Source organism: Mycolicibacterium obuense (assembly GCF_055397605.1).
The window spans coordinates 4,492,548-4,510,279 of the sequence record NZ_AP043663.1 but is presented as its reverse complement, the minus strand read 5'-3'; the positions used below and the strand labels follow the sequence as shown (position 1 = coordinate 4,510,279).

At 68.2% G+C, this 17,732-nt stretch carries 13 protein-coding genes; 9 read left to right on the top strand and 4 right to left on the bottom strand.

All coding sequences use genetic code 11. The features are described from left to right. Positions 1–36: 36 nt before the first annotated feature. Genes ACZ50N_RS21650 through ACZ50N_RS21640 form a run of 3 tightly spaced genes read left to right on the top strand, consistent with a single transcriptional unit; the run spans position 37 to position 5,711 of the window. Positions 37–1,995 (top strand): ABC transporter ATP-binding protein, encoded by a 1,959-nt coding sequence (locus ACZ50N_RS21650; protein WP_464473753.1) that lies wholly within the window; start codon positions 37–39, stop codon positions 1,993–1,995. After that, positions 1,988–3,859: an ABC transporter ATP-binding protein gene (locus ACZ50N_RS21645; RefSeq protein WP_464473752.1), complete on the top strand. Its 1,872-nt coding sequence runs from the start codon at positions 1,988–1,990 to the stop codon at positions 3,857–3,859. Before ACZ50N_RS21650 ends, ACZ50N_RS21645 begins: the two co-directional genes overlap by 8 nt. A gap of 28 nt (positions 3,860–3,887) precedes the next feature. Then, positions 3,888–5,711 (top strand): ABC transporter ATP-binding protein, encoded by a 1,824-nt coding sequence (locus ACZ50N_RS21640; protein WP_464473751.1) that lies wholly within the window; start codon positions 3,888–3,890, stop codon positions 5,709–5,711. Between the two features lie 74 nt (positions 5,712–5,785). On the opposite strand, the gene ACZ50N_RS21635 is transcribed toward ACZ50N_RS21640, so the two are convergent. Continuing rightward, a complete protein-coding gene (locus ACZ50N_RS21635) occupies positions 5,786–6,598 on the bottom strand; it encodes a helix-turn-helix transcriptional regulator (RefSeq protein ID WP_464473750.1) in 813 nt (270 codons plus the stop codon). Positions 6,599–6,656: 58 nt separating this feature from the next. Here ACZ50N_RS21635 and ACZ50N_RS21630 point away from each other — a divergent pair, with 58 nt between their 5' ends. Both ACZ50N_RS21630 and ACZ50N_RS21625 read left to right on the top strand, forming a co-directional pair. Continuing rightward, the gene (locus tag ACZ50N_RS21630) at positions 6,657–8,348 is read left to right on the top strand and encodes an AMP-binding protein (RefSeq protein ID WP_464473749.1); all 1,692 of its coding nucleotides are present in this window, start codon (positions 6,657–6,659) and stop codon (positions 8,346–8,348) included. Continuing rightward, positions 8,345–9,961, top strand: a complete 1,617-nt coding sequence (locus ACZ50N_RS21625; RefSeq protein ID WP_464473748.1) for an AMP-binding protein — start codon at positions 8,345–8,347, stop codon at positions 9,959–9,961. The genes ACZ50N_RS21630 and ACZ50N_RS21625 overlap by 4 nt, the downstream gene beginning before the upstream one ends. Here ACZ50N_RS21625 and ACZ50N_RS21620 read toward each other — a convergent pair. Then, a complete protein-coding gene (locus tag ACZ50N_RS21620; RefSeq protein WP_464473747.1) occupies positions 9,958–11,061 on the bottom strand; it encodes an epoxide hydrolase family protein in 1,104 nt (367 codons plus the stop codon). The genes ACZ50N_RS21625 and ACZ50N_RS21620 overlap by 4 nt on opposite strands. Before the next feature lie 32 nt (positions 11,062–11,093). Here ACZ50N_RS21620 and ACZ50N_RS21615 point away from each other — a divergent pair, with 32 nt between their 5' ends. Together ACZ50N_RS21615 and ACZ50N_RS21610 are read left to right on the top strand one after the other, a co-directional pair. Beyond that, positions 11,094–11,540, top strand: coding sequence for a hypothetical protein (locus ACZ50N_RS21615; RefSeq protein ID WP_464473746.1), 447 nt, complete (start codon positions 11,094–11,096; stop codon positions 11,538–11,540). Positions 11,541–12,129: 589 nt separating this feature from the next. Continuing rightward, positions 12,130–13,335: a cadherin-like domain-containing protein gene (locus ACZ50N_RS21610; RefSeq protein ID WP_464473745.1), complete on the top strand. Its 1,206-nt coding sequence runs from the start codon at positions 12,130–12,132 to the stop codon at positions 13,333–13,335. Positions 13,336–13,353: 18 nt separating this feature from the next. Here ACZ50N_RS21610 and ACZ50N_RS21605 read toward each other — a convergent pair whose 3' ends face one another. Together ACZ50N_RS21605 and ACZ50N_RS21600 are read right to left on the bottom strand one after the other, a co-directional pair. Next, the gene (locus ACZ50N_RS21605; protein WP_464473744.1) at positions 13,354–14,229 is read right to left on the bottom strand and encodes a crotonase/enoyl-CoA hydratase family protein; all 876 of its coding nucleotides are present in this window, start codon (positions 14,227–14,229) and stop codon (positions 13,354–13,356) included. 32 nt (positions 14,230–14,261) lie between these two features. Then, the gene (locus ACZ50N_RS21600) at positions 14,262–14,954 is read right to left on the bottom strand and encodes a hypothetical protein (protein ID WP_464473743.1); all 693 of its coding nucleotides are present in this window, start codon (positions 14,952–14,954) and stop codon (positions 14,262–14,264) included. A gap of 22 nt (positions 14,955–14,976) precedes the next feature. Here ACZ50N_RS21600 and ACZ50N_RS21595 point away from each other — a divergent pair, with 22 nt between their 5' ends. Together ACZ50N_RS21595 and ACZ50N_RS21590 are read left to right on the top strand one after the other, a co-directional pair. Then, positions 14,977–15,723, top strand: a complete 747-nt coding sequence (locus ACZ50N_RS21595; protein ID WP_048423952.1) for an ATP-binding cassette domain-containing protein — start codon at positions 14,977–14,979, stop codon at positions 15,721–15,723. Between the two features lie 14 nt (positions 15,724–15,737). After that, a complete protein-coding gene (locus tag ACZ50N_RS21590; RefSeq protein WP_205879285.1) occupies positions 15,738–17,732 on the top strand; it encodes a YhgE/Pip domain-containing protein in 1,995 nt (664 codons plus the stop codon).

Below are 17,732 nucleotides of genomic sequence, written 5' to 3'. Positions count from 1 at the left end.
TGACCTCACCCATTGTTGAGGTTCTACGGTGATGAGATGAGCTTGGAAACGGTTGCCCGGCAGTCGCTGTACCGGCAGACGCACGCCCGGGGCGGTGATCTGCATTCGTTGGCAGATCGCCGGCTGATGGCGCGCATCTGGCGGTTCGCCGCCCGGCATCATCGCATGCTCGGGTGGTTCCTGCTGGTCAGCGTGCTTGGTGCGGTGCTGACCGTGGCGACGCCGTTGCTTGCGGGCCGCGTGGTCGACGAGATCACGCGGGGCGGCACCGTCGCTACGGTCGTGGTGTTGGCCCTGGTGATCGCCGGCGTGGCGCTCGCCGAGACGGCGATGTCGTTGCTGACGCGCTGGCTGTCGTCGAACATCGGCGAAGGCCTGATCCTCGATCTGCGCACCGCGGTGTTCGACCACGTGCAACGCATGCCGGTCGCCTTCTTCACGCGGACGCGCACCGGCGCGCTGGTGAGCCGCCTGGGCAACGACGTGATGGGGGCGCAGCGCGCGTTCTCCGACACGCTGTCCGGGGTGGTCTCCAACATCGTCACGCTGACGTTGACGCTGGCCGTGATGATCGGCATCTCCTGGCAGGTGACCCTGGTGTCGCTGGCGCTGATGCCGTTGTTCCTGCTTCCGGCCCGCCGCATCGGCGCGGCGATGGCGAAGCTGTCACGCGAGTCCGCCGGGCACAACGCGACGATGAACACCCAGATGACCGAGCGGTTCTCCGCGCCGGGCGCCACGCTGATCAAACTGTTCGGCGACGCGGACGCCGAGTCGCGCGAGTTCGGGGTGCGGGCCGGTCGGGTGCGCGATATCGGGGTGCGTACCGCGATGCTGCAGTCGACGTTCATGAACTCGCTGACGCTGATGTCGGCGCTGGCGCTGGCGCTGGTGTACGGCCTGGGCGGCGCACTCGCGCTGGGTGGCCATCTGCAGGCCGGGGCGATCGTGTCGCTGGCCCTCCTGCTCACCCGGCTCTACGCGCCGCTGACCGCACTCGCCAACGCCCGCGTCGAGGTAGCGACCGCGCTGGTCAGCTTCGAGCGGGTCTTCGAGGTGCTCGACCTGGTGCCGCTGATCCAGGAGCGCCCCGATGCGGTGGCGATCCCCGACGGCCCGGTCACCGTCGAGTTCGACGATGTCCGGTTCGGCTATCCCGCTGCCGACACCGTGTCGCTGGCCTCGCTGGAAGACGTCAGCGAGCTGGACGACCGCGGTGGCGACGAAGTGCTGCACGGCATCTCGTTCACGGCCCGGCCCGGCCAGATGATCGCGCTCGTCGGTTCGTCGGGAGCCGGGAAGTCGACGACGGCGTCGCTGCTCGCCCGGCTCTACGACGTGTCGTCCGGGGCCATCCGCCTCAACGGAGTCGATGTCCGCGACGCCACATTCGCGTCGCTGAAGGACACCGTGGGCATGGTCACCCAGGACGGGCACCTGTTCCACGAGTCGATCCGCGCCAACGTCGCGCTCGCGGCGCCGGATGCCACCGACGCCGAGATCTGGGAGGCCCTGCGCCGCGCCCGGCTCGACACCGTGGTCGCGGACATGCCCGACGGTCTGGACACGATCGTCGGGGAGCGCGGCTACCGGCTCTCCGGTGGGCAACGGCAGCGGCTGACCATCGCGCGTCTGCTGCTGGCCGCGCCCCGCGTGGTGGTGCTCGACGAGGCGACTGCATCGCTGGACTCCGAATCGGAGGCCAAGGTGCAGCAGGCGCTGGCGGAGGCACTGGCCGGCCGCACGTCGCTGGTGATCGCGCATCGCCTGTCGACGATTCGGGCGGCCGACGTGATCCTCGTCGTCGAGGACGGCCGCATCGTGGAACGCGGCACGCACCCGGAGCTCCTCGCGCGGGGTGGCCGCTACGCCGAGCTGTACCGCACGCAGTTCGGGACGGCGTCGGGCGCACATGCTCATCTGCCGTGCCACCGGTCGCATTCGCTAGATGGGTTAACCACTTGCTCGCAGTGGGAAGATGTTGTGAGTGGCTGACTCCGGAACTTCTGCGCTGCGCGCAGCGCCCGCGATCGCGCCGCAGCCCCGGCGGGTGAGGCCCAGCTCGGACCTGTGGCGGATGCTGCCGTACCTGCTCCCGTACCGCGGCCGCTGGATTCTGATGCTCACGGTGGCCTTCGCGAGCCTGGGTGCCACGGTCGGGATTCCGCTGATGACCAAGGCGGTGATCGACGGACCGGTGCGACACCAGGACCAGCAGGGGTTGTGGACGCTGGGCGCAGCAGCGATGGGGCTCGGTATCGCCGAGGCGGCGCTGTGGTTCATCCGACGGTGGCTGGTGGCGCGCGCGACGATGGGCGTCGAGGCAGACATCCGCAAAGACCTCTACGCGCGGTTGCAGATCCTGCCGATGTCCTTCCACGGCCGCTGGCAGTCCGGTCAGCTGTTGTCGCGAATCATGAACGACCTGAGTTCTATTCGGCGGTTCATGTCGTTCGGGCTGACGTTCCTGATCCTCAACATCCTGCAGATCACCATCGTCACCGCGATCCTGCTCGCGATGTATTGGCCGCTCGGTGTGGTGGTGCTGGTGTCGATCGTGCCGATCACGCTGACGGTGCTGCACTTCCAGCAGGAGTACACGCGGCTGTCGCGGCAGGCCCAGGATCAGGCCGGCCACGTCGCGACGCATGTGGAGGAGGCCGCGCTCGGGTTGCGCGTGGTCAAGTCCTTCGGTCGGGAGGACTACGTCTACGACCGCTTCGACGAACAACTGGCCGACCTGTACGAGACGCAGGTGCGCCGGGTGACGGTGTCGGCGAAGTTCTGGACGCTGCTGGAGATCATCCCGAACCTGACGCTGATCCTGGTGCTGGGCTTCGGCGCGTACGCTGCCGGCCACGGCTACGTGACGATGGGCACGTTGGTCGCGTTCATCACGATGATGCTGTCGCTGGTCTGGCCGATCGCGTCGCTGGGGTTCCTGCTGTCGATGACGCAGGAGTCCTTCACTGCGGCCAACCGCATCGCGGAGATCTTCGACGCGCCACGGGAGATCGCCGACGGCCCGCGCGATCAGGCCCCGCGCGGGGGTCGGCTCGAACTCGTCGACGTCGGCTTCCGGTTCCCTGACTCCGAGGAATGGGCGCTGCGCCACGTGAACGTGACCGTGGAGCCGGGGGAGACCCTCGCCCTCGTCGGCGCGACCGGATCGGGCAAGTCGGTGCTGGTGGGTCTGCTGTCCCGGCTCTACGACGTGACCGAGGGCGAGATCCGCATCGACGCCCAGGACATCCGCGAGCTGAGCCTGGACGCGCTCCGGCAGGCGGTGGCCACGGCGTTCGAGGATCCGACGCTGTTCTCGATGTCGGTGGCCGAGAACCTGAAGCTGGGCAAGCCGGGCGCGACCGACGACGAGGTGCGCCAGGCCGTCGAGGTGGCCGCCGCGCAGTTCGTCTACGACCTGCCCTATGGCCTGGACACCCGCATCGGCGAGCAGGGGATGAGCCTGTCCGGTGGTCAGCGGCAACGCCTTTCGCTCGCGCGGGCCATCCTGGCGGCGCCCCGCATCCTGGTTCTCGACGACACATTGAGCGCCCTCGATGTGCACACCGAGGCCGTGGTCGAAGAGGCGCTGCGCCGGGTCCTGCACGCCGTCACCGGTGTGGTGGTGGCGCACCGCGCCTCGACGGTGCTGCTCGCCGATCGGGTGGCGCTGCTCCAGAACGGCACCATCACCCACGTGGGCACCCATGCCGAGCTGCTGGCGAACGTCCCGGCGTACCGCTACCTGCTGGCCGCCGACGACGAACTCGACGACGGCTGCGAACGGGAGGTCGATTGGACGGAGCGTGCCGAGCGGGCACGGTTGGATCACGAGATCCTGGAGGGGCGCCCGTGACGAGCGCTTGCGCGAGGAGCCGACGACCGTGGCGAGCGTGACTCCGGAGTGGCGCGGTCGCTTCGACGAGCACGACGATCTGCCCATCGACGAGTCGGTGCCCCGGCGCCGCGAAGCTCGCGCGCTGCTGGGCTCGCTGCTGCGCCCCTACAAGTGGACGGTGGCCGCGCTGGCCGTCGTCGTCGTGGTGGAAAACGCTGCGCGACTGTCGGTTCCGATCCTGGTGCAGAAGGGTATCGACGACGGTATCCCGCCGCTGCTGGCGGGTGGTTCGGCCGCCACGCTGATGACGATCGTCGGGGTGCTGTGCGCCGTCGTCGTCGTCCAGGCGAGTGCGCGGATGTTCTTCCTGCGCCGGTCCGGCCGCGTTGGTCAGCGGGTGCTGCGGGAGCTGCGCCGGCGGGTGTTCCGGCATTTCGGCCGGCTCGACATCGCATTCCACGACCGCTACACCTCGGGCCGGGTCGTCAGCCGGTCCACCAACGACGTCGAGGCCATCCAGGACATGCTGGAGACGGGCTTCGACAGCCTGATCACCGCGGTGCTGACGCTCGTCGGCACCGCCGTGCTGCTGATCACGCTGGACGCCGAGCTCGGGCTGATGTGCCTGGCGGCGTTCCCGATCCTGGTGATGCTCGTCGCGTGGTTCCACCGCGAATCGTCACGCATCTACCGCGAGGTGCGCGAGATCTCGGCGCTGGTGATCGTCCAGTTCGTCGAGACCATGACGGGCATCAAGGCGGTGCAGGCGTACCGCCGGGAGCCGCGCAACCAGGAGATCTTCGAGGACGTCGCCGATCGCTACCGGGTGATCAACGAGAAGACGTTCAAGCTGCTCGCGATCTTCATGCCGGGCGTGAAGTTCGTCGGCAACATCACCACCGGCCTCGTCCTGATCTATGGCGGCTACCGGGTACTGCACGGCGAGATGACGATCGGCACGCTGGCCGCCTTCCTGCTCTACCTGCGGATGTTCTTCGAGCCGATGCAGGAGATCTCGCAGTTCTTCAACACGTTCCAATCCGCGTCGTCGGCGCTGGAGAAGCTGGCCGGTGTGCTCGCCGAGAAGCCGGGTATCAGCGACCCGGCCGATCCTGTCGCACTCGACTCGGTGCGCGGAGACATCGAGTTCCGCGACGTCCGGTTCTCCTACGTGTCGAACAGGCCGGTGCTGCCGCAGCTGAACCTGGTGGTTCCGGCGGGCCAGACCGTCGCTCTGGTCGGTACCACCGGCGCGGGCAAGACGACGATCGCGAAACTGGTCACCCGGTTCTACGACCCGGTGGCGGGCAGCGTGTCACTGGATGGGGTGGACCTGCGTGATCTGCGGCAGAGCGATCTACGCCGCCACGTGGTGATGGTGACGCAGGAGAACTTCATGTTCGGCGGCACGGTCGCCGACAACATCCGGTTCGGCAAGCCCGGTGCCACCGACGAGGAGGTGCGGGCGGCGGCCGCGGCGGTCGGCGCCGAGGGGTTCATCTCCGCGCTGCCCGAGGGGTACGAGACCGACGTCGCCAAGCGGGGCGGCCGGCTGTCGGCGGGGCAGCGCCAGCTGGTCGCGTTCGCGCGGGCGTTCCTGGCCGATCCGGCGGTGCTGATCCTCGACGAGGCCACGTCGTCGCTGGACATCCCGAGCGAGCGGATGGTGCAGCGGGCGTTGGAGACCGTGCTCGCCGAGCGGACGGCGATCGTGATCGCCCACCGGCTCTCGACCGTGCAGATCGCCGACCGGGTGCTCGTGCTGGAGCACGGTCAGATCGTCGAGGACGGTTCACCGGAGGAGCTGACCGCCCGCGACGACGGGCACTACGCGGCGCTGCACCGGTCCTGGGTGCAGTCACTGGCCTGACCCAGGCGCCGAGACTAGGGGGAGATCGCAATCGGCGCCGGAAATGCGATCTGCCCGCAGTCTCGAGCGCTCGGTCAGGGCAGGAGGCCGGCCCGGCGTGCCTTCGAGACCGCCTCGTGCCGGGTATGGGCACCCAGCTTGGCCGCGGCACTGCGCAGGTAACTCTTCACGGTCTCGGTCTTCAACGAGAGGCGTTCGGCAGCAACGATGTTCGAGCAGCCGAGCGCCACCTGTGTCAGGACGTCGAGCTCACGGGCAGTGAGGCGAACGGTAGCGTCCTCGCCGCCGACCAACCGCTCGGCCAGCCGCGTCAAATCGCCGCGCAGAGTGGGCGCGACATGGGCGAGCCGACGCAGTTCGGCATGCACCTCGCGGACCCGCTCCGACGTCGCTCCGAGGGACGTCGCGGTCTCGTACATCGACAGCCGACGGTCGACCTCGTCGCGGATGCGCAGTTCGTCGCCGATCCGGCGGGCCGCTGAGACCATCAGGTCCGCGGCGCGGCCCCCGACCGGCGCTCCTGACCTGTAGGCGCCGTAGAGCATCACGCGGGGGACGCCCTCGACGATCACCGGCACGGCGAGCACCGACTTGATGCCCTCGGACAACACGGGAGTGTCGTAGTCGTGGGTGATGGTCGCGGCATTGCGGTAGTCGGCGACCGACAGCGGCCGGCCGGCGACCATGCTCGCGCCGCCGAGCCCGGAACTCGCCCGCACGACCAGGCCTCGCAGCAAGGCAGTTCTCGTTCCCACGAACTCGCTGAGCTGCAGCACGTCGCCTTGCACCTCGCCACCGAACAACACCGGCACTCGGCCCTCGCTGGCCACTCTCCGCAGCTCGGCGCGCAGCACGTCGGCGTCGCGAGGCCTCGTCAGCGATGGCACGAAAATCCCCTCTTTCGGGGGTAGCGGTTGGTCAGGTGTGACATAGATCCTAGTGGCCATGACGACCAACACCGATCGGTATCGTGCCGCCCGCGATCACCTCGTGGCCGTGATCAGCGATTACGCCACGGCCGTCGCGACGTTCGCGTGGCCCCGCATCACCGGTCAATTCAACTGGGCCACCGACTGGTTCGACGTCATCGCCCGCGGGCGCCCGCACGACATCGCGCTGTGGATCGTCGAGGAGGACGGCAGCGAACAGAAGATCACGTTCGCCGACATGGCGGCGCGCTCCGATCAGGTGGCGACGTGGTTGCAGGGCCTCGGCGTCGGCAAGGGCGACCGGGTCATCCTGATGCTGGGCAACCAGCTCGAGCTGTGGGAGTCGATGCTCGCGATCGCCAAGCTCGGCGCCGTCATCATGCCGACGACCAGCGCGCTGGGCCCTGCCGATCTCGCCGATCGCATCGGCCGAGGCGGCGCCCGCGCCGTCATCGCGAACACCGCGGACACGGCCAAGTTCGACGCGGTCGAGGGCGGGTCCATGCGGGTGGTCGTCGGCGAACCCGTCACCGGGTGGCACACCTACACCGACGCCTACTCCGTGCCCGCTCAGCCGTTCACCGCATGCACCGAGGTCGAGGACACCAGCCTCGTCTACTTCACCTCGGGCACCACCAGCCGGCCGAAGCTCGTCGAGCATTCGCAGGTGAGCTACGCGGTCGGGCATCTGTCGACGATGGCGTGGCTCGGCGTGCGGCCCGGCGACGTGCACTTGGCGATCAGCTCGCCCGGGTGGGCCAAGCATGCCTGGAGTTGCTTCTTCGCGCCGTGGATCGCCGAGGCGACGATCTTCGTCTACAACTACGCCCGCTTCGACGCCGCGGCGTTGCTGCACCAGCTGCGCCGCGCTCGCGTCAACACGTTCTGTGCGCCACCGACCGTGTGGCGCATGCTGATTCAGGCCGACCTCGGTGCCAGACCCGAGGGGCTGCGGGAGATCCTCGGCGCGGGCGAACCACTGAACCCCGACGTGATCGCTCGGATCGAGAAGGCGTGGGGCCTGACGATCCGCGACGGGTTCGGCCAGACCGAGACGACGCTGCAGGTCGGCAACACCCCCGGCCAACCCGTGAAGGCCGGCTCGATGGGCCGTCCGATGCCCGGCGTGCCGGTCGTCCTCGTCGATCCGCTGACCGGGGCGCGGGCCGAGGAAGGTGAGATCTGCCTCGATCTGGGGGCGGCCCCGCTGAACCTGATGACCGGCTATCTGGACGACGAGAAGCGCAACACGCACGTGATGCGCGACGGCTACTACCACACTGGCGACGTGGCCAGCCGCGACGCGGACGGCTACATCACCTACATCGGCCGCACCGACGACGTGTTCAAGTCGTCGGACTACAAGGTGTCACCGTTCGAGCTGGAGAGCGTGCTCATCGAGCATCCGGCCGTCGTCGAGGCGGCTGTCGTGCCCGCCCCCGACGACACCCGGCTCGCCGTGCCGAAGGCCTACGTGGCGCTGGCCGAAGGCTGGTCTGCTGATGCCGAAACAGCCAGGCAGATCATGCAATACAGTCGCGAGCACCTGGCGCCGTACCTGAAGGTGCGCCGCGTCGAGTTCGCCGAGCTGCCGAAGACGATCTCGGGCAAGATCCGCCGCGTCGACCTGCGCCGCCGCGAGGAGGAGGCGTATGCCGCAGGTGCGCCCATCGAGACCGAACACCGATACGAGGATCTGTTGCCATGAGCCAGAGCTACGACGCCGGGCCCACTGGCACGCCGATCCTCGAGGAGACCATCGGTGCGAACCTGGAGCGCACCGCGGCCCGCCACGCCGACGTCGAGGCGCTCGTCGACGTCGCGCAGGGTCTGCGGTTCACCTACGCCGAATTCAACGCCGAGGTCGACGTCGTCGCGCGCGGTCTGATGGCAAGAGGTATCGCCGTGGGCGACCGCGTCGGGATCTGGGCGCCGAATTGTGCGCAGTGGACCATCGCGCAGTACGCCTGTGCCAAGGTGGGCGCGATCCTGGTCAACATCAACCCCGCCTACCGCACGCACGAACTCGCCTACGTGCTCAACCAGTCCGGAACGCAGCTGCTGATCGCGGCCACGTCGTTCAAGTCGTCGGACTACGTGTCGATGGTCGAGAAGGTTCGCGCCGAAGCGCCGGTGCTGACCGATGTGGTATTCATCGGCACCCCCGACTGGGACGCGCTGCGCGACGGGGCGACCGCGGTGGGCGCCGACGAGCTCGCCGCCCGCGGTGCCGCACTCGACAACCGAGACCCGATCAACATCCAGTACACCTCGGGCACAACGGGTTTCCCGAAGGGTGCGACGCTGTCCCATCGCAACATCCTCAACAACGGCTATTTCACCACCGAGCTCATCAGGCTCGGTCCCACGGACCGGCTCTGCATCCCGGTGCCGTTCTACCACTGCTTCGGCATGGTGATGGGGAACCTCGGCTGCACGAGCCACGGCACCACCATGGTGATTCCCGCGCCGGGGTTCGATCCCGAGTTGACATTGAAAGCTGTTGAACAGGAACGCTGTACCGGGGTTTACGGGGTTCCGACGATGTTCATCGCGATGCAGAACCACCCGGACTTCGCGCGGTACGACCTGTCCGAGCTGCGCACCGGAATCATGGCGGGTTCGGTGTGCCCGGTGGAGGTGATGAAGCGCTGCATCGAGGACATGTCGATGACGGAGGTGGCGATCGCCTACGGGATGACCGAGACATCGCCGGTGTCGTGTCAGACACTCGTCGACGACGACCTCGAGCGGCGCACGGCCACGATCGGGCGTGCGCATCCGCACGTGGAGATCAAGGTGATCGACCCCGACACCGGCGAGACCGTCGAGCGCGGTGAGCCCGGCGAGTTCTGCACGCGCGGCTATTCGGTGATGCTCGGCTACTGGGACGACGACGACAAAACGGCGCAGGCCATCGATGCCGATGGCTGGATGCACACCGGCGACCTCGCGGTGATGCGTGAGGACGGCTACTGCACGATCGTCGGCCGCATCAAGGACATGGTGATCCGCGGCGGTGAGAACATCTACCCGCGCGAGATCGAGGAGTTCCTGTACACACATCCCGACATCGAAGACGTGCAGGTCGTCGGTGTACCCGACGCGAGATACGGCGAGGAGATCTGCGCCTGGATTCGGATGCGACCCGGCCGGCCCGCGCTCGACGCGGCCGAGCTCCGCGCGTTCGCGTCGGAGGCTCTGGCGCACTACAAGATTCCCCGTTACGTACACATCGTCGACGAGTTCCCGATGACCGTCACCGGCAAGGTGCGCAAGGTCGAGATGCGTGAGCGCAGCGTCGAGATCCTCGGCCTCTAACGGAACTCGGAGAAGAACGCGACGACGTCGTCGGTGAACAGTTCGGGCTGCTCGAACGCCGCGAAGTGACCCCCGCGGGGCATGTCGGTCCAGCGGGTGATGTTGTAGGTCGCTTCGCACCAGCGGCGCGACGAGCGCAGGATCTCCTTGGGGAACGATGCGGCGCCCGTGGGCAAGTCGACACGGCCCCCATCGCGGAACCTGTTGAAGCTCTCCCAGTACAACCGCGCGGACGACGCCGCGCTGGCCGTCAGCCAGTAGAGCATCACGTTGTCGAGCATCTCGTCTTTGGTCAGCACGTTCTCCGGGTGCCCGTCGGAATCGGTCCAGGCCCAGAACTTCTCGACGATCCAAGCCATCTGACCGACGGGCGAGTCCGTGAGCCCATAGCCCAGTGTCTGCGGTCGCGTCGACTGCTGCTTGGAGTAACCGGTGCCCCACTGCTGGTGCTCGGAGTATCCCTCGAGGACCTCGCGCTCCTCCGGGGTGATGTCGCTCAGGTCTTTGGGTGGTCGCCCGATCGGCATGTTGGTGTGAATGGCCACGCAGTGGCCCTCGTTGCGGCCGATCTGCGTGGTGACCGCCGACCCCCAGTCGCCACCCTGGGCGCCGTAGCGCTGATAGCCGAGGCGGACCATCAGCTCGTCCCACGCGGTCGCGATGCGCTCGACGCCCCAGCCGGTCGAGGTGGGTTTACCGGAGAAGCCGTAGCCGGGAAGTGACGGGCACACCACGTCGAATCCTGCGGCGGTCAGCGGTTCGATCACCTTGATGAACTCGACGATCGATCCCGGCCAGCCGTGGGTGATCAGCAGCGGGAACGCATCATCGCGGCCGCTGCGCTGGTGGATGAAATGGATCTGCAGACCGTCGATCTCGGTGGTGAACTGGTCGAACCGATTCAGCAAGGCTTCCCTTGTCCGCCAGTCGTATTCGTCGCGCCAGTAGTCGGCGAGCTCCCGCGCATAGGCCAGCGGCACGCCCTGGCTCCAGTCCTGCACGCATTCCTGTTCGGGCCAGCGGGTGCGGCGCAGCCGTTCGCCGAGGTCGGCGAGGTCGGAGTCGGCGATGTCGATGCGGAACGGCGTGACGGCGGGCATGACTCATCCTGACACCGGGATAATCGGGTCTCGTGTCCACCCCGACGCTCATCTTGCTCGCTGCGACCACGTTGGCGGCCTGCATCTGCCTGGGCGCTGCGCTCTACGAAGTGCTCGTCGTCGATCCGTACTGGCCGCGGCGCCCCGGACTGATCCAGTCGCGCAATGGCGGCATTGCCCGCGTCCGGTTCTGGCTCCCCGCCCCCGTGGTGTTCGAGGTGCTGCTCATCCTCACCTTGATCCTGACGTGGGGTGATTCCGCGATCGGGACCGCTCTGCTGGTGGCGCTGGTCAGCCACGCCGCGATGCGGCTGTGGGCGCTCTTCGACCTCATCCCGCGCGCCGCGGAGTTCGAACGCACCGACCCCGCCGACGTCGACGAGGCCGCGGCGGTGCGCTGGACGCGCCGCAACCTGCTGCGCGTGCCGCTGCTGCTCGTCACCTCCGGCGCCATGCTCACCGCACTGGCGCTGGCGTGAAGAGCAGGCCCATCCGATTTCGCCGAATGACGGGTGTCGGCCGAACGAGCGCTTAGTCTGCACAGGTAGCAAACTCGGACACCGGGGGAACATGAACAGCGCGCGACAATGGGGCCAGGTGGGTGGATGGACGATCGCCTGCGGTATCGGATGGGCAATACTGGCGAATCAGCCTGTTGCGCAGGCCACTCCGACCTCGGCGGACAGTACGGGCAGTGACACCTCTGCGACGGTGCGTTCCGGTGGTCCCAGGGAAGATGCCGAGGCCGAGAAGTCGCCTCGGCGCACTAGAGCAGCAGCACAGCGCGACGACGAAAGCCGCCGACGAATAGCTTCGACTGCGAGTGACGAGGTTCCCAGTAACGTACGTGATCGGACCAGGGTGCTCGGAGGCGGGCGCCCACGACCGGCTCCCAGCCCGCCGGACACTTCGTCGAGCGATTCGCTGATCGCGAGCACTGTTCTTCGCGGCACCCTAAGAGAGTTCGGTGCGCGCGCTCGCACAACAGATCGCGAGGTTCCGGGCGCGTCGGACCGCGATCGGTCGGCACTCGAGGAAGGCAACTCTTCGCCGACGGGAGCGACGCTGGTGGGTCTGCCGGGCTGGCGCACCGGTACCGTCACGGGGCACGTGTTCGGGTTCGATCCGGATCGCAATCCGCTGACCTACTCCGTGTCCACTCCACCCGCGAAGGGCACTGCGGTGATCGATGCGCAGGGCCGCCTCGTCTACGCCCCGACCGAGGAGGCGCGGCACGCCGCGGCTCGAGCGGACGCGACGGATGCAGACAAGACAGACTTGTTGGTCGTCACCGCCGATGATGGCCGTGGTGGAACCAGGACGTTCGAGATGACCGTGCGCGTCCGCCCCGAGAACGAGCGCCCGGTGGCTGTCGGGTCGATCGGCCGGCCTGACAAGACCACCGGAACGATCAGCGGTGTCGTATCGGCTCTCGATTCCGATGGTGATGCACTGATGTACACGGTGAGTGAAACCACCAAGGGCACTGTGGTCGTCAACTCCGATGGCACCTTCGTCTACACGCCCACCAATGCCGCCGAGCAGGGTGTCTGGCGTGAGCCGTTCCGGATCACCGTCAGCGACGGCCACGGCGGTGCCGAGGAAGTCGACTTCCCGCCGCAGAACATCCGGCTGGAACGGGACGTGACCATCACCAACACGCCGCCGACTGTGTGGTCACACACGAGTGCGGCCACTCGGGCCGGTGCGGTGACCGGCCGGGTATTCGGCTACGACCGAGAGGGAAACCCACTGACCTATTCGGTGTCCACGATGCCGGCCAAGGGCACCGTTGTCATGAACACCCGCGGGACCCTCACCTACCTGCCCAACGCCGAGGCCCGCCATGCTGCCGCGCGTCCCGATGCGACTGAGGCAGACAAATTTGACTCGTTCATCGTGCACGTCGACGACGGCAATGGGGGCGTCCGCAACCTCGAGGTCACCGTCAAGATCCGGCCCGCCAACAGTGCGCCGGTCGCCGTCGGCTCGGTGGGCTCGCCAGATCCGGCAACCGGACAGATCCGCGGCGTGGTCTCGGCGCTGGACACCGATGGAGATGTGCTGTCCTACAAGGTGAGTGAGACCTCACGAGGTAGCGTCGTCGTCGCGCAAGACGGATCGTTCACCTACACTCCGACCCGTGTTCCCGTCGCCGGCCGGGGTGTCGTCCGCGAACCGATCACCGTGACCGTGTACGACGGTCACGGTGGCAGCGATGACGTCACGTTTCCCGTGCAGTACATCCCCGTGCGGTCGATCCACCTGGGCTGAGCCAGCGCTGGCCTGAGCTCAGTCCTCGGGGAAGATCCGCGGCAACTCGGTGGCGCTGCCGGTGAAGTTCGGTGGCCGCTTCTCCCGGAACGCCGCGACGCCTTCTTTGCCGTCGCCGATGGAGGTGTAGAACATCGCCAGCGAGTCACTGAGGTGGGCCTGCAGCGGCGTTTCCGCGGCGCCGTTGCGGTAGAGCAGCTGCTTGGCCAGCGCCAGCGCCATGGGCGAACGTCCGGACACGTAGCTGCGGGCCAGCGCGACCGCATCGGCGACCAGCGAATCCGCCGGGTGCACCGAGCGCAGCAGCCGGCCACGCAGCGCGTCCTCGGCGGAGAGGATGTCGGCCGAATACACCCAGTCCAGCGCCTGCTGGATGCCGACCAGCCGCGGCAGGAACCATGACGAACAGGCCTCGGGCACGATGCCGAGACGGCCGAAGACGAATCCGATGCGGGCGTTCTCCGACGCGAGCCGGATGTCCATGGCCAACGTCATGGTCGCGCCGATGCCGACCGCGGCGCCGTTGATCGCCGCGATGACGGGCTTGGGGAGCGCGTGGATCGCGAGGGTGACGCGGCCGCCGGTGTCGCGAATGCCGCTGTGCAGGGGCTCGCTCGCGTACTCGGCCCGCATCTGTTCGGGGGTGGGCGCGAGGCTCTCATCGAGACCGAACACGTTGCCGTCGGCCGACAGGTCCATTCCTGCGCAGAACGCGCGGCCGGCGCCGGTGACGACGACGGCACGGATCGCGGCGTCGTAGGCGTCGACGGCGAAGAACTGCTCCAGTTCCCGGGCCATCGTCACGGAGAAGGCGTTGAGCTGCTCGGGCCGCGAGAGCGTCAAGAGAGCGACCCCGTCGGCGTCGACGGTGCACTGGAGCGTTTCGTAGTCCACGTCGGTGAGGCTACCGACCGCCCGCGGCGGGCTCATGCCTCGAGTTCGCCGAGTACCTTGCGTTCGATCGCCGCGCGGGTGGCGACCGGCAGCACGAGCAGTCCGGCCAGCTCCTTCTGCGCACGGCCGTAGGCGTTTTGGCGTTCCTGCGGGGTGGCGGCGTCGTCGGCGGCCAACCGCAGCAGGTGCTGGGCGCGGGCCAGGCGGCCCTGGTCGTCGGCGGAGAAGTCGCTGCGGCGCCGTCGGGTCGCTTCGGCCTCGGCTGCGTCGAACGCCGCGACGTAGTCGCCGACCGCGTCGCGATACCCTGCCGCGGCATCACGGTCGCCGACGAGGTCGTTGGGGTGCGCCGGCCGCAGCAGATCCGCCCGGCTCTTCGCTTTGTGGAACGCCAGCGTCAGCGGTTCCCGCATGTCCGTCATCACCGGGAAATCCAGCAGTTTCGCGACATCCATCTCGTAGGAGAGCCAGCGGGCGTCGGTGGCATCGTGGCGCTCGAGCACCTTGGTCAGCTCTCGGCGCCGGCCCTCGGCGGTCGACTGTCCGGCGGCCTTCTCCCGGGCGAGTGCGACCTTGGTCTCCTGTTTGATGCGGTACCGCTCGAGCCTGCGCTGGGCGCGGCGTTCGTTGGCCGCCGAGATGCCGCGCGCGGCGCCGCCGATCACCCCGCCGAGCGGGAAGACCAGCCACCAGTAGTTGCCGGCGAACTGTAACAGCGCCTCCACATGCCCAGAATGCCACCGGGGGATGTGGTGGGATTGGCTGGTGCCGGACGCGTCCACGGATTCAGCCCCCGAAGATCCTGCTGCCGTGCCGGCGATCACCGCCCGGGGGCTCACCGTGCGTGGGCCGTGGGGGCCGGTGTACGGGCCGGTCGACCTCGACGTCCCCGCGGCGGGGGTGACGGTCATGGTCTGCCCGGCCGGGTCGGGACGAACCGCGCTGTCGATGACCCTGGCCGGACGGATGCGCCCGACGTCGGGGTCGCTGTCGGTGTTCGGACGGACCCGCGCCCGCGACATCTTCGCCGTTGCGGCCCTGGCCGGCATCGACGAACTCGACACCGTCGCCGAGTCCGTCACCGTGGGTGACCTCATCACCGAGCAGCTGCGCTGGGATGCGCCCTGGTACAGGCTGATTCGCCGTGCCGACGACGACGACCTGAGGCGTGTGTGCGGGCCGGTGTTCGGTGAGCTGCCGCTGCCGCCGCGCTCGGAGTTCGTCGAGGAGCTCACCGAACTCGACGGTCTGCTGCTGCGCATCGCGCTGGCGAACACGCGCCGACCCGCGCTGTTGGTGGTGGGCAATCTCGAGCAGGTCACCAGCGATGCGAACCGAGAGGTGCTGGTCGACCGACTGGTCGATCTCGGCCGTGAACAGACGGTGCTGACGGCGAGCGTCAACGGCGTCGCCGCCCGCCCCGGGTTGCGAGAAATTCCGGTGGCAGGCGTCTCCCGCGCCGAACTGGCGGGACATCAGGAAGGTGGGGCGTAGTGGTGCTGGCCGGCATGTCACTGGGCACAGATCTCAAGCGGTACTCGCACGGGCTGATGCCGCGGATCGCGCTCGCCACGATCGTCCTGCTGCCACTTCTCTACGGCGCGATGTATCTGTGGGCGTTCTGGAATCCGTTCGCCGAGGTCGGCAAGGTGCCGGTCGCGCTGGTCAATGCCGATCGTGGTGCCGAGGTGCAGGGCGCGCAGGTGAACGCGGGTGACGAGGTCGCCCGCGCGCTGCTCGATTCGGGCCAGCTGGACCTGACCGAGGTCTCCGCGCAGGAGGCCGCCGACGGGGTGGCCGACGGTCGCTTCTACTTCTCGATCACGTTGCCGGAGAACTTCTCCGAGCGGGTGGCCTCACCGGCGGGACCCCGTCCGGCGCAGGCCCCGCTGCAGTTCACGTTCAACGATGCCAACAACTACCTCGGCACCGTCATCGGACAGAACGCCTCGCGGGAAATCCTCAACCAGGTCAACGCGAAGATCGGTGAACGCGGTATCGGCACCGTGGTGAACGGTCTCGCCGATGCGGGCTCGGGTCTCGACCAGGCGGCCGGCGGTGCCCAGCAACTGGCCGATGGTCTGGTCTCCGCCGACGACGGCGCTCACCGGCTCGCCGGGGGCGCGGACACCTTGACCTCGGGCCTGCGCACCGCGCAGACAGGATCGGCGCAACTCGCGGCGGGAACCAAGCGCCTGAGCGGGTCCGTCGACACGGCGACCGCACCACTGCTCGACGTGCTCGACCGGGTGGGAGGGTTGGGCCTGAACCCCGACGAGGTAGCCGGCGCCGCGCAGCACCTCTCGGGTGCGGTTCGGTCGACGACCGACCGGATCGCCGCGCTCAACGTCAGCAGTGCTCAGGCGGCCGCGATCGTCGATCAGGCGGTCGGGTTCCTGCAGAACAACCCGGATCCTGCGGTGCGCGACGCCGGGCAGGCCCTCGCCGGCGCGCAGCGCCTGCTGCGTGCCCAGGGCATCGATCCCACCACCGATGACGGGTTGGTCCGGCTGCGAGACAGCGCCGCCACGTTGGAGGGAGAACTCGGTGACCCCAACAGCCGGCTGCGGACATTCCTGACACGAGCCCTGAACGGCGGTCTGCGTTCCGACGTCGCACAGCTGCGCGACGGGGTCCATCAACTGGATTCCGGTGCGCAGCGCCTCAACGCGGGCTTGGGCCAATTGGCCGCCGGAGGAAACCAATTGTCCTCGGGAGCGCATCAACTCGCCGAGGGCACCGCGCAGCTGCGCACCGGCGGTCAGGAGCTGGCGACCCGCCTGCGTCAGGGCGCGGAGCAGATCCCGTCGTGGAACCCGCAGCAGCGCACCGAGGTCGCGCGCACACTCGCCGCACCGACCGAGCTCGAGCTGCGCAACACCCACCCGGCGGCGACGTTCGGGACCGGTTTCGCGCCGTTCTTCCTGCCGCTGGCTCTGTTCATCGGCGCACTCATCGTGTGGATGTTGTTGACGCCGTTGCAATCTCGACCCATCGTGAACGGATTGGGCGCGCTGCGTGTGGTGCTGGCGTCGTACTGGCCGGGCCTGCTGATCGTGGTCTGCCAAGTGGTGGTCATGTACGTGGTCGTGCACTTCGGCGTCGGACTCCACGCCACCTACCCGCTGGCCACGGTCGCGTTCCTGGCGTTGGTCGCCGGCGCCTTCCTGGCGTTGATCCAGGCGTTCAACGCGGTGCTCGGTGTCGCGGTCGGCCGTGTCGCGACCCTGGCGTTCCTGATGCTGCAGTTGGTGTCGGCGGGCGGCATCTACCCCGTCGAGACCACCGCGAAGCCGTTCCAGATCCTGCATCCCTTCGATCCGATGACCTATGCGGTCAACGGATTACGCCAGCTGATCGTCGGCGGGGTGGATGCTCGGCTGTGGACGGCGATCGCGGTCCTCTCGGCGGTGCTGCTGGCCTCATTGGCCGCCAGCTCGTGGGCGGCGCGACGCAACAGGCAGTACACGATGGAGCGGCTCCACCCACCGATCGAGGTCTGA

Coding starts and splice junctions, on each gene's coding strand:
- ACZ50N_RS21650 (WP_464473753.1), top strand. CDS start 37: ATGAGCTTGGAAACGGTTGCCCGGCAGTCGCTGTACCGGCAGACGCAC.
- ACZ50N_RS21630 (WP_464473749.1), top strand. CDS start 6,657: ATGACGACCAACACCGATCGGTATCGTGCCGCCCGCGATCACCTCGTG.
- ACZ50N_RS21625 (WP_464473748.1), top strand. CDS start 8,345: ATGAGCCAGAGCTACGACGCCGGGCCCACTGGCACGCCGATCCTCGAG.
- ACZ50N_RS21620 (WP_464473747.1), bottom strand. CDS start 11,061: ATGCCCGCCGTCACGCCGTTCCGCATCGACATCGCCGACTCCGACCTC.
- ACZ50N_RS21595 (WP_048423952.1), top strand. CDS start 14,977: ATGTGGTGGGATTGGCTGGTGCCGGACGCGTCCACGGATTCAGCCCCC.
- ACZ50N_RS21590 (WP_205879285.1), top strand. CDS start 15,738: ATGTCACTGGGCACAGATCTCAAGCGGTACTCGCACGGGCTGATGCCG.